Below are 10,794 nucleotides of genomic sequence, written 5' to 3' on the forward strand. Positions count from 1 at the left end.
GGCGCAGAAACCCCTTCGTAGGGGGGGGGCGGAGGGGGCGGCACCGCACGGCTGCCGCATCCTTGGGCAGGCCTTCTACCACAGGTTGTGAGATCGGCGGTGCTGTCACGACTCCTCTGAGGACGACGCGATCCAGGCCTGCATGATTCCCGGCGCGGACGCATGAGTCCCCCCGCGCGCGCCCCCGCGCGCGCAAGGCGAACGGCGCAGGCCAGCGGCGCGCAGCCGCCACAACGCAAAAGGGCCGTGCGCGGTGCGCACGACCCTCAGGGCAACAGGGGTCTGGTGGGGGGCTGCCGTCTCAGCCGCGGCGGCGGCGGAACACACCCGCCCCGAGGACCAGCGCCATCGCCGTGCCCAGCAGCACCCCCGATGCCGGCACCGGGATATAGGCGTAGGTCGCATCCAGCCGCGCGGTCCAGTCGAACTCCCGGTCCGTCACCCCAAAGACCCCGCCGTCGTTGACGATGGTGGAAAAGAAGACGATGTCGCCGGTCAGCACCGTGGTCCCGTCCACCCAGGACAGCAGGTCGCCCTCGGACACGATCCCCGATTCACGGTACACCGCCGTGACGTTCGTGAAGGTCGCCGGATCACCAACGGCCAGCGTCAGGGGGGTGATCCCGGAATCGCCCGAAACCAGAATCTCCGATGAAGTCACCGTGCCGGGCACACCCGACAGGTTCCGGGCGCGCAAGCCGACGGTCAGCTCCTCCAGGGTGTTGTTGCCCATGCTGAAGAAGTTCTGCACCGTCCCGTCGATCGTGGCGCTGAGGGTGAAGGTCCAGGTGACCCCCAGAACCGGGCCCCGAACCGGATCAACCGCGGGCGGCTGCGTCAGGTGGAGTTCGAACGGCCCGGCCCCGCTGCCGGTGACCGACGTGGTGAGGGTTGCGGCAGCGGCCGGACCCGCGAGGGCCAGGGCCAGAAGAGGGGCAGTAATCTGATACGCACGCACGGCTGAAACTCCTTCGATGTTATGGGTTCAGCGTGCTGGAAGTTGGCCTTTCATACAAGTTATCTTGGGATATCAGAATGTTATCTTTTGCGCAGCGCGGTTCCCAAAGCGTGCGCGGCCCTCAGATGATCAGGTGGCGCAGCCCCTGGGTGACGTCGGTGCGCAGCGCCAGCCGCAACGCGGGCTCGTCGCCCGCCTTCAGCGCCGCCACGATCATGCGGTGATGCGGCGGCGCGGTGCCCCGGCGCAGCCGGCCATAGAGCGCGCGCATCGTGGGGCCGAGTTGCAGCCACACCGTCTCCACCATCGCCAGCATCGCGGGCGCCTGCGCGCGCAGGTACAATGTGCGGTGGAATTCGAGGTTGGTGCGGATGTAGCCGACGGCATCGTGGCGGGCGACGGCCTCGGCGTTGAGGGTGTTGATGGCGACCAGCCGGTCGATCAGCGCGAAATGCGCGCGCGGCAGGGCGCGGCTGGCGAGTTCCGGCTCCAGCAGGGCGCGAATCGACGCCAGCTCCTCGATCCGCTCGTTCGACAGCTCGGGGGTGGAGACCCGGCCCGACGACGACAGCGTCAGCGCGCCTTCGGCGACCAGGCGGCGCACGGCCTCCCGCGCGGGGGTCATGGACACGCCATGCGCCTTGGCCAGACCGCGCAGGGTCAGCGGCTGGCCCGGCGCCAGCTCTCCGTGCATGACCTGCCCGCGCAACGTGCGATACAGCCGCTCGTGCGCGGCCGCCGTCGCATCCAGGGGGCGCGGGTTCAGCAGCATCGCAAAGTGATCACAACGGATCGGGCGGGCTGTCAAGCGCGCTGGATGGCGGCTCAGCCCTTCGGTGCGGCGGCTTCCAGCGCATCGAGGCGCGCGCGCAGGGTGTCGTTTTCCTCGCGGGCCTTCTGGGCCATGGCGCGCACGGCGTCGAATTCCTCTCGGGTGACGAAGTCGCGATCCGCCAGCCAGCGGTCGATCATGGAGCGGAAGGCGGTCTCGGCCTCCTCGCGGGCGCCCTGCGCCACGCCCATGGCGTTGGTCATCAGCTGGGCGAAGTCGTCGAGAATCTTGTTGCGGCTCTGCATGGTTGTCCCCCGCGCTCGGTCTGACCCTCCATATGGCCCGCGCACCGCGCGAGGACAAGGTTGACTTCGCCCTGTCACCGGGCGAGGCACCGCGCCATGCAGGCGGTCCTCCCCTTTCCCGACATCACCCCCGAGATCTTCGCGATCGAGCTGGGCGGGATCACACTGGCGCTGCGCTGGTATGCGCTGGCGTATATCTCGGGGTTCCTGATCGGCTGGGGGGTGCTGGTGGCGCTGATGCGGCGCCCGGCGGTGTGGCCCGGCGGGCAGGCGCCGATGGCCCCCGGCGCGGTGGAGGGGCTGCTGACCTGGGTCATCGTGGGGGTGATTCTGGGCGGGCGGCTGGGCTTTGTCCTGTTCTATCAGCCCGGCCATTACCTGCGTCACCCATGGGAGGCGCTGGCGATCTGGCAGGGCGGGATGGCGTTCCACGGCGGGCTGCTGGGGGCGGCGGTGGCGGCGGCGCTGTTTGCCCGGCGCCACGGCGTTCCCGCGCTGCGGCTGGGCGATGCGATGGCGCTGGCCGCGCCTGTGGGCATCGCGCTGGGCCGGGTGGCGAATTTCATCAACGCCGAGCTGTGGGGGCGCCCCACCGATGTGCCCTGGGGCGTGGTGTTTCCCGGGCCGGCCGCGCAGGACTGCCCGCCCGCGATGATCGGCCCGATGGGGTGCGCGCGCCATCCCACCCAGCTCTATGAGGCCGGGCTGGAGGGGGTGGTGCTGGGCCTCGTTCTGCTGGGGCTGGTGGTGTGGGGGCGCGCGCTGCTGCGTCCGGGCCTCGTGACGGGGGTGTTCCTGGCGGGATACGGGCTGGCGCGGCTGGTGGTGGAGATCTGGCGCGAGGCCGACGCGCAGTTCGTGACCTTCGACAACCCCGCGGGCCATGTCCTGCGGCTGGGCGATGCGGGGCTTCAGATGGGACAGGTGCTGTCGCTGCCGATGATCGCGCTGGGTGCGGCGCTGGTGGTCCGGGCGCTTTGGACACGATGACACCGCTGGCCGCGCGGCTGGTGCGGCGCATCCGGGCCGACGGCCCGATGCGCGGGGCCGACGTGATGGCGGCGTGCCTGCTGGACCCCGAGCACGGCTATTACGCCACGCGCGAGCCATTCGGCACCGCGGGCGATTTCGTCACCGCGCCCGAGATCAGCCAGATGTTCGGAGAGCTTCTGGGCCTGGCACTGGCGCAGGCCTGGATCGACCAGGGGGCCCCGGCCCGCGTGGTGCTGGCCGAACTCGGCCCCGGGCGCGGCACGCTGATGGCCGATGTGCTGCGCGCGGCGCGCGCGGTGCCGGGCTTTGCCGCGGCCGCCGAGGTGCATCTGGTGGAGGCCTCGGCCCGGCTGCGCGCGGTGCAGGCGGAGCGGCTGGGCGGGGCCGCGCGGTGGCACGACACGGTGGAGGGGTTGCCCGAGGCACCGCTGTTCCTGCTGGCCAACGAATTCTTCGACGCCCTGCCGGTGCGCCAGTTCGTCCGCCACCCCGCCGGATGGGCCGAGCGGATGGTCGGCGTGGCCGACGACGCGCTGGTGTGGGGGCTGTCACCGCCCGCGCCGCTGGCCGCGCTCGATCACCGTCTGGACGATACCGCACCGGGCGAGGTCGTGGAGGTCTGCCCCGCAGCCCCCGGCATCATGGCGGCGGTGGCGGGGCGCATCGCGCGCCATGGCGGCGCCGCGCTGGTGATCGACTATGGCGACTGGCGCAGCCGGGGCGACACGCTCCAGGCGCTGTGGCGCGGCGCGCCCGATCCCGCGCTGGCGCACCCCGGCGCGGCCGACCTGACCGCGCATGTGGATTTCGAGCCGTTGGCCATCGCCGCCCGCGCCGCCGGAGCCGCCACCGCCGGGCCGGTGCCGCAGGGGCAGTTCCTGCGCCGCCTCGGCATCGACGCGCGTGCCGCGCGGCTTGCGCGATCGCTGACCGGGGCGGCGCTGGAATCGCACCGCGCCGCCCATCGCCGCTTGACCGACGCGGCGGAAATGGGAACGCTGTTTAAGGTGTTGGCCGTGTATCCGCCGACGCGATCCGCCCCACCGGGATACGAGGTGTGATGCTCGAGATCCTGACCTCCCGCACGCTGGCGCCGCTGCGCCACGGGTTCTTTACCCGCAAGGGAGGGGCCTCGTCGGGGGTGTTCGCGGGGCTGAACTGCGGGCCGGGGTCGTCGGACCAGTCGGCGGTGGTCAGCATCAACCGCGCCCGGGTGGCCGGGGCGCTGGGGGTGGCGCCCGACCGGCTGGTGTCGATGAACCAGGTGCACTCGGCCGATGTGGTGACCGTCTCCGGCCCGCTGGCGGAGCGTCCGCGCGCCGACGCGATGGTGACGGCCACGCGGGGGCTGGCGCTGGCGGTGCTGACGGCGGATTGCCAGCCGGTGCTGCTGGCGGACCCCGCCGCCGGGGTGGTCGGCGCGGCCCATGCGGGCTGGCGCGGCGCGCTGTCGGGCGTGCTGGAGGCGACGGTGGCGGCCATGGCCGCGCTGGGGGCCGATCCCGCGCGCATGGTGGCCGTGATCGGCCCCACCATCAGCCAGCGCGCCTATGAGGTCGGCCCGGAGATGCTCGAGGCGTTCATGGACGCCGACCCCGGCCACGCGCGGTTCTTTGCGCGGGGCGCGGGCGACAGGCTGCTGTTCGACCTGCCGGGCTTCGGGCTGTCGCGGCTGCGCGCGGCGGGGGTGGGCACGGCGGAATGGACGCGCCACTGCACCTATGCCGATCCGGGCCTGTTCTACTCCTACCGCCGCGCCACCCATGGCGGCGAGGCCGATTATGGCCGGCTGATCTCGGCGATCCGGCTGTAGAGGCACGGTATGCATCAGCATGCCGATTGCGCGCCCCGCCGCCCCACGCTATGCACCCCGCGACATCGCCGCACGGGAGAGACGCCGCCATGACCGCCACCCGCACCGAGACCGACAGCTTCGGCCCGCTGGAGGTCCCCGCCGACCGCTACTGGGGCGCGCAGACCCAGCGCTCGATCCTGAACTTCCCCATCGGCTGGGAACGCCAGCCCGTCGCCATCGTGCGCGCGCTGGGCGTCATCAAGCACGCCTGCGCCGCGATCAACATGGAGACCGGCAAGCTCGACCCCCGCCTGGGCGCCGCCATCGTGCAGGCCGCGACCGAGGTCCACGAGGGCCGGCTGGACGACCACTTCCCGCTGGTGGTGTGGCAGACCGGCTCGGGCACGCAGTCCAACATGAATGCCAACGAGGTCATCGCCAACCGCGCGATCGAGATCCTGGGCGGGGTGATCGGATCGAAGGACCCGGTGCACCCCAACGATCACTGCAACATGGGGCAGTCCTCCAACGACACCTTCCCCACCGCCATGCACATCGCGGTGGCGCGCACCGCCCATGACGTGCTGATTCCGGGGCTGGAGAAGCTGCACGCCGCATTGGCCGCGAAGTCCGCGGCGTTCGACGCCATTATCAAGATCGGCCGCACCCACACCCAGGACGCCACGCCGATGACCCTGGGGCAGGAGTTCTCGGGCTACACCCACCAGGTCGCGATGGGCCTGCGCCGCGTGCGCGCCGCCCTTCCGGCGGTGATGGAGCTGGCGCAGGGCGGCACGGCGGTCGGCACCGGGCTGAACACCGCACACGGCTGGGACACCGCCGTGGCGGCCCGCATCGCCGACATCACCGGCCTGCCCTTCGTCACCGCGCCCAACAAGTTCGAGGCACTCGCCGCCCATGACGCGCTGGTGGAGATGTCGGGCGCGCTCAAGACCGTCGCCGCGAGCCTGTTCAAGATCGCCAACGACATCCGCCTGCTGGGCTCCGGCCCCCGCTCGGGGCTGGGGGAGCTGATCCTGCCGGAGAACGAGCCAGGATCGTCCATCATGCCGGGCAAGGTCAACCCGACCCAGTGCGAGGCGCTGACGCAGGTCTGCGCGCATGTGTTCGGCAATGACGCGGCGGTGGGCTTTGCCGGGTCGCAGGGGCATTTCGAGCTGAACGTCTACAAGCCGATGATGGCCTACAACGTGCTGCAGTCCATGCAGCTGCTGGGCGATGCGGCGGTGGCCTTCACCGACAACTGCGTCACGGGGATCGAGGCCAACGAGGAGCGCATCGCCAAACTGATGCGCGAATCGCTGATGCTGGTCACGGCGCTGGCGCCCACCATCGGCTATGACAACGCCACCAAGGTCGCCAAGACCGCCCACCGCAACGGCACCACCCTGCGCGAGGAAGCCGTCGCGCTCGGCTTCGTCGATGCGGAGACCTTTGACGCCGTGGTGCGCCCCGAGGCGATGATCGGCCCCTCCGACTGAGGGCGCGGCCCTTGCCAGCGCCGGGGCCGCCGGCGCAGGATGGGGCGGCATCGGCAGTGGCGACATCGGCAGTGGGGGTATCGGCATGGGCGATCTGGTCAACCTGAACCGCGCGCGCAAGGTCCGCGCCCGGACCGCCGCGCGCACGGCGGCCGACGCCAACGCCGCCCGGCACGGCCGCACCCGGGCCGAGCGTCAGGCCGAGGCCCGGCGCGCCGCCGACGCCGCCGCGCGGCTGGACGGCCACCGCCGTGACGACGCGGGCGCCGGGGAAGGGGACGAATGGGCCGACCGCTGAAACGCTCGCTGACGCTGCTGGGGCATGCGACCTCCGTCTCCATGGAGACGGAGTTCTGGCGCGCCTTCCGCCGCATCGCCGAGGACCGCGGCATGGCGCTGAACGCGCTGGCGGCGGAAATCGACGCACAGCGCGGCCCCGACACCGGGCTGGCCAGCGCGATCCGGGTGTTCGTGCTGGCGGAGCTGGAGCGCCGGCTGGACCAGCGCCCCGATCAGCGGTCCGATCAGCGCTCTGGCGGGATCGAATAGGTCAGGCTGGCGCGCGCGACCACCGCCTCGGCCCCGGCCGAGCGGATCAGCACGTCCCCCACCGCCAGCACGCGGCCGAGCTTCAAGAGCCGCGCCTCGGCCACCAGATCGACGCCGGCGGCGGGCTTGCGCATGAAGTCGATCGCCGCCGAGGTCGTCACCGTCAGCGCCTTGGGCCCGATCCGCGCCAGGATCGCGCAATAGATCGCCAGATCCGCCAGCGCAAAGATGTTGGGCCCCGACACCGTGCCGCCCGGGCGCAGGTGCCGATCCGCCACCCGCAGCCGCACCGTCACCCCGTCGGCACCCACGGCGTCCACCGCGAAATCCGCCGCCACCTGCGGAAACTCCACGGCCAGAAACGCCTCCAGCGCGCCCGCGTCCATCGCCAGATCCATGCCCTTCCCCCCTCGCTGCCCGTCCCCTATGGTTTCGCCGGGCCGAGGAGGATGTGCAAGATGACCGATCTTTTGCTGCGCGAGGATGCGGGCGGGGTGGCCACGCTGACGCTGAACAGCCCCGCCAACCTGAATGCATTGTCGGACGCGATGCTGGCGGCGCTGATGGAGGCGCTGGTGGCACTCGATGGCGACGATACGGTGCGCGCGGTGGTGCTACGCGGCGCGGGCAAGGCGTTCTGCGCGGGCCACGACCTGAAGGAGATGCAGGCCGGACGGCAGGCCGAGGACGGCGGGCGCGCCTATTTCGGCGATCTGTTCACCCGCTGCGCGGCGGTGATGCAGGCCATCGGCCAGCTGCCGCAGCCGGTGATCGCGCAGGTCCACGGCATCGCCACCGCCGCTGGCTGTCAGCTGGTGGCCTCGTGCGACATGGCGGTGGCGGCCGAGGGCACGCGGTTCGGCGTCAACGGGGTGAACATCGGGCTGTTCTGCTCCACGCCGATGGCGGCGCTCAGCCGCAACATCCCGCGCAAGCAGGCGTTCGAGATGCTGACCACCGGCGGCTTCATCGACGCCACCCGCGCCGAGGCGCTGGGCCTCGTGAACCGCGTCGTCCCGCCCGAGGCGCTGGCGGCCGAGGCGCAGGCGCTGGCGGACACCGTCGCGGGCAAGCTGGGCGCCGCCGTGCGCATCGGCAAGCGCGCGTTCTATGACCAGCTGGAGATGGGCCTGTCGGACGCCTATGCCCACACCGGCGCGGTGATGGTGGACAACATGCTGTGGCGCGACACCGCCGAGGGCATCCAGGCCTTCATCGAAAAGCGCCCCCCCGACTGGCGCGCGTAACGCCGGGGCCGCACGCGACAGCCCCGGCGCGCTGTGCTAGGCTGGGCGGGTTAGGAGTGTGTCATGCTGGCCAGCCTGGCTTACGCGAGCCTGTCGCGCATCCCCGCCTTTTCGCCCGGGATGCTGGACCTTGTGCGCAGCTGCCTGGCGCGCAACCCGGCGCTGGGGCTGACCGGGGGCCTCTATTTCGACGGGGTGCAGTTCTATCAGGTGCTGGAGGGCCCGCCCGACGCGGTGGAGGGGATGTTCGCCACCATCGCCGCCGACCCGCGCCACCACGCCGTGCAGCGGCTGTGGGACGGGCCGATCGTGCGGCGCCGTTTCGGCGACTGGGCGATGAAGTTCCTCGATGGCAGCGCGCGGGACACGGGCCTGCGCGACCGCTTCGGCTATGACAGCGCGCTGCGGGCGGGCGCCGACCAGGACGACCGCATCACCCGGCTGATGCGGGCCTGAGGCGCGGGCGACAGCGCGAATGCCCCATGACGCGGGCCGACCCGCGTGCTAGTTGGCACGGCATGACACGCATCCCCTCCGCCGACGCCCTGCGCGCCTGGATCACCGAGAACCCCGACGCGACCTCCAAGCGCGAGATCGCCCGCGCCTTCGGGCTGAAGGGCGCGGCGCACACCGAACTCAAGCGCGCCCTGCGCGCGCTGGAGGAGGAAGGGCTGATCACCCCGCGCCGCGCGCGCGGGCCGCGCCGCCCCGACCGCCTGCCCCCCGTGGCCGTGCTGCGGATGGAGGGGGCGGACGCCGACGGCGATCTGTTCGCCCGCCCGATGGAGTGGCACGGCGACGGCCCCGCGCCGCGCATCCTGATGATCACCCGGCCCGGCGATCCCGCCCTGGGCGCGGGGGATCGGGTGCTGGCCAAGCTTACCCCCGTACACGCCGACGACCACACCCACCAGGGCCACCTGATCCGACGGCTGGAGGCCGGACCCCGCCGCGTGCTGGGCGTGTTCCGCACCGGCCCCGAGGGCGGCCGCATCCTGCCGGTTGACAAGGGCGCGGGCCGCGAATGGCGCGTCTTCGCCGGCGACACCGACGGCGCCGAGGACGGCGAGCTGGTGGAGGCCGCCCTTGCCGGCCCCGCCCGGCTGGGCCTGCCGCGCGCGCGCATCACCGCGCGGCTGGGCGATCCGATGGCGCCCAAGTCGGTGTCGCTGATCGCCATCCACCAGTACGGCCTGCGCCACGCCTTCCCCGACGACGTGCTGGACGAGGCCGAGGCCGCCCCCCCCCTCGACGGCGCCACCCCGGGCGAGGATCTGCGCGCCCTGCCCTTCATCACCATCGACCCGGCCGATGCGCGCGATCACGACGACGCCGTGGTCGCCCACCCCGACGACGACCCCGCCAACCCCGGCGGCCACATCGTCTGGGTCGCCATCGCCGATGTCGCCCGCTACGTCCGCCCCGGCACCGCGCTGGACCACGAGGCCGTGTTGCGCGGCAACTCCGCCTATTTCCCCGACCGGGTGGTGCCGATGCTGCCCGAGCGGCTGTCGGCCGACCTGTGCTCGCTGGTCGAGGGCGAGGACCGCCCCGTCATGGCCGTGCGCCTGACGCTGCGCGCCGACGGCACCAAGCGCGCGCACCGCTTCGCGCGCGGCACGATCCGCTGCCGCGCTGGCCTCAGCTACGAACAGTTCCAGGCCGCCGCCGACGCGGGCACCGAGCCGCTGGAGGTGCCTGTGGTGGCCCCGCTCTATGCCGCCTATGCCGCCGCCGCCGCGGCGCGCGACGCCCGCGGCCCGCTGGACCTGGACCTGCCGGAGCGTGAGATCACGCTGTCGGACGCGGGCGACGTCGTCTCGGTCGGCTTTCGCGCCCGCCTCGCCGCGCACCGCCTGATCGAGGAATTCATGGTGCTGGCCAACGTCGCCGCCGCCGAGGAGCTGGTGTCCCGCCGCAGTCCCCTGATCTTCCGCGTCCACGACACCCCCGCGCCCGAGCGGGTGGAGGCCCTGCGCGAGGTCGCAGAGGCCTCCGGCCTCGCCTTCGCGCCCGGTCAGATCATGCAGGCCCGCGCCCTGAACCGCCTGCTGGCGCAGGCCGAGGGCACCGAGGTCGATGAACTCATCAACATGGCCACCCTGCGGGCCATGGCGCAGGCGGTCTACAGCCCTGACAATCTGGGCCATTTCGGCCTTTCGCTGGGGGCGTACGCGCATTTCACCTCGCCCATCCGCCGCTATGCCGACCTGATCGTGCACCGCGCCCTGATCCGGGCCCATGGCTGGGGCGACGACGGCCTGAGCGACGCCGAGGCCGACCGGCTGGAGGCCACCGCCAGGCACATCTCCGAAACCGAACGCACCGCGATGGCGGCCGAACGCGACACCGCCGACCGCTACCTCGCGGCCTATCTGTCGGAGCGCGTGGGCGAGATCATCGGCGGCCGTGTGGCGGGCGTGAACCGCGCGGGGCTGTTCGTCCGCCTCGACGGCACCGGCGCCGACGGGCTGGTGCCGCTGCGCACGCTGGGGGCGGAGTTCTTCCGCCTCGACCCGGACGCGCAGACCGTCACCGGCACCGAAACCGGCCGGGTCATCGCGCTTGGCGACCGCGTGCAGGTCCGCCTGGCCGAGGCCGACCCCATCAGCGGCGGCCTCCTGCTGGAGATGACCGAGCACGAGGGCTCCTCCCTGCCCCGCCCGCGCCGCA

At 72.4% G+C, this 10,794-nt stretch carries 13 protein-coding genes; 9 read left to right on the forward strand and 4 right to left on the reverse strand.

Translation table 11 applies throughout. The features are described from left to right. Positions 1–301: 301 nt before the first annotated feature. From CCR87_RS12345 to CCR87_RS12355, 3 genes are all read right to left on the reverse strand, one after another. Positions 302–958: a hypothetical protein gene (locus CCR87_RS12345; protein ID WP_201157829.1), complete on the reverse strand. Its 657-nt coding sequence runs from the start codon at positions 956–958 to the stop codon at positions 302–304. A 121-nt stretch (positions 959–1,079) separates the two neighbouring features. Continuing rightward, positions 1,080–1,730 (reverse strand): GntR family transcriptional regulator, encoded by a 651-nt coding sequence (locus tag CCR87_RS12350; RefSeq protein ID WP_201157830.1) that lies wholly within the window; start codon positions 1,728–1,730, stop codon positions 1,080–1,082. A 53-nt stretch (positions 1,731–1,783) separates the two neighbouring features. Continuing rightward, positions 1,784–2,035, reverse strand: coding sequence for an accessory factor UbiK family protein (locus CCR87_RS12355; protein WP_201157831.1), 252 nt, complete (start codon positions 2,033–2,035; stop codon positions 1,784–1,786). Positions 2,036–2,131: 96 nt separating this feature from the next. Here CCR87_RS12355 and lgt point away from each other — a divergent pair, with 96 nt between their 5' ends. The 6 genes from lgt (at position 2,132) to CCR87_RS12385 (ending at position 6,874) form a co-directional block, all read left to right on the forward strand. Next, positions 2,132–3,025 carry a prolipoprotein diacylglyceryl transferase gene (lgt, locus tag CCR87_RS12360; RefSeq protein ID WP_201157832.1) on the forward strand — a complete coding sequence of 298 codons (894 nt, stop codon included), beginning with the start codon at positions 2,132–2,134 and terminating at the stop codon, positions 3,023–3,025. Then, positions 3,022–4,089 carry a class I SAM-dependent methyltransferase gene (locus tag CCR87_RS12365; RefSeq protein WP_201157833.1) on the forward strand — a complete coding sequence of 356 codons (1,068 nt, stop codon included), beginning with the start codon at positions 3,022–3,024 and terminating at the stop codon, positions 4,087–4,089. Before lgt ends, CCR87_RS12365 begins: the two co-directional genes overlap by 4 nt. Beyond that, positions 4,089–4,841, forward strand: a complete 753-nt coding sequence (pgeF, locus tag CCR87_RS12370; RefSeq protein ID WP_201157834.1) for a peptidoglycan editing factor PgeF — start codon at positions 4,089–4,091, stop codon at positions 4,839–4,841. The genes CCR87_RS12365 and pgeF overlap by 1 nt, the downstream gene beginning before the upstream one ends. A gap of 89 nt (positions 4,842–4,930) precedes the next feature. Beyond that, complete coding sequence (gene fumC / locus CCR87_RS12375; protein WP_201157835.1) at positions 4,931–6,325, forward strand: class II fumarate hydratase; 1,395 nt, start codon at positions 4,931–4,933, stop codon at positions 6,323–6,325. An 85-nt stretch (positions 6,326–6,410) separates the two neighbouring features. Next, positions 6,411–6,623 carry a DUF4169 family protein gene (locus CCR87_RS12380; RefSeq protein WP_201157836.1) on the forward strand — a complete coding sequence of 71 codons (213 nt, stop codon included), beginning with the start codon at positions 6,411–6,413 and terminating at the stop codon, positions 6,621–6,623. Continuing rightward, positions 6,608–6,874: a ribbon-helix-helix domain-containing protein gene (locus CCR87_RS12385; protein WP_201157837.1), complete on the forward strand. Its 267-nt coding sequence runs from the start codon at positions 6,608–6,610 to the stop codon at positions 6,872–6,874. The genes CCR87_RS12380 and CCR87_RS12385 overlap by 16 nt, the downstream gene beginning before the upstream one ends. Here the strand turns inward: CCR87_RS12385 and CCR87_RS12390 are convergent. Then, the gene (locus CCR87_RS12390) at positions 6,850–7,272 is read right to left on the reverse strand and encodes a PaaI family thioesterase (RefSeq protein WP_201157838.1); all 423 of its coding nucleotides are present in this window, start codon (positions 7,270–7,272) and stop codon (positions 6,850–6,852) included. The two genes, CCR87_RS12385 and CCR87_RS12390, sit on opposite strands and share 25 nt — an antisense overlap. 60 nt (positions 7,273–7,332) lie before the next feature. Between CCR87_RS12390 and CCR87_RS12395 the strand changes: the two genes are divergently transcribed. The 3 genes from CCR87_RS12395 to CCR87_RS12405 all read left to right on the forward strand — a co-directional run. Beyond that, positions 7,333–8,121, forward strand: coding sequence for an enoyl-CoA hydratase (locus tag CCR87_RS12395; protein WP_201157839.1), 789 nt, complete (start codon positions 7,333–7,335; stop codon positions 8,119–8,121). Positions 8,122–8,184: 63 nt separating this feature from the next. Beyond that, positions 8,185–8,577 (forward strand): BLUF domain-containing protein, encoded by a 393-nt coding sequence (locus tag CCR87_RS12400; protein WP_201157840.1) that lies wholly within the window; start codon positions 8,185–8,187, stop codon positions 8,575–8,577. A gap of 62 nt (positions 8,578–8,639) precedes the next feature. Next, a partial coding sequence (locus tag CCR87_RS12405) for a ribonuclease R family protein (protein ID WP_201157841.1) occupies positions 8,640–10,794 on the forward strand: 2,155 nt, incomplete at its 3' end.

Source organism: Rhodobaculum claviforme, from assembly GCF_016653255.1.
Taxonomy (GTDB): domain Bacteria; phylum Pseudomonadota; class Alphaproteobacteria; order Rhodobacterales; family Rhodobacteraceae; genus Rhodobaculum; species Rhodobaculum claviforme.

Bases quoted from the DNA above. Each gene is read 5' to 3' on its own strand.
- CCR87_RS12350 (WP_201157830.1), bottom strand. From the start codon at position 1,730: ATGCTGCTGAACCCGCGCCCCCTGGATGCGACGGCGGCCGCGCACGAG.
- CCR87_RS12395 (WP_201157839.1), top strand. From the start codon at position 7,333: ATGACCGATCTTTTGCTGCGCGAGGATGCGGGCGGGGTGGCCACGCTG.
- CCR87_RS12365 (WP_201157833.1), top strand. From the start codon at position 3,022: ATGACACCGCTGGCCGCGCGGCTGGTGCGGCGCATCCGGGCCGACGGC.
- CCR87_RS12390 (WP_201157838.1), bottom strand. From the start codon at position 7,272: ATGGATCTGGCGATGGACGCGGGCGCGCTGGAGGCGTTTCTGGCCGTG.
- CCR87_RS12380 (WP_201157836.1), top strand. From the start codon at position 6,411: ATGGGCGATCTGGTCAACCTGAACCGCGCGCGCAAGGTCCGCGCCCGG.
- CCR87_RS12400 (WP_201157840.1), top strand. From the start codon at position 8,185: ATGCTGGCCAGCCTGGCTTACGCGAGCCTGTCGCGCATCCCCGCCTTT.
- pgeF (WP_201157834.1), top strand. From the start codon at position 4,089: ATGCTCGAGATCCTGACCTCCCGCACGCTGGCGCCGCTGCGCCACGGG.
- lgt (WP_201157832.1), top strand. From the start codon at position 2,132: ATGCAGGCGGTCCTCCCCTTTCCCGACATCACCCCCGAGATCTTCGCG.
- fumC (WP_201157835.1), top strand. From the start codon at position 4,931: ATGACCGCCACCCGCACCGAGACCGACAGCTTCGGCCCGCTGGAGGTC.
- CCR87_RS12385 (WP_201157837.1), top strand. From the start codon at position 6,608: ATGGGCCGACCGCTGAAACGCTCGCTGACGCTGCTGGGGCATGCGACC.
- CCR87_RS12355 (WP_201157831.1), bottom strand. From the start codon at position 2,035: ATGCAGAGCCGCAACAAGATTCTCGACGACTTCGCCCAGCTGATGACC.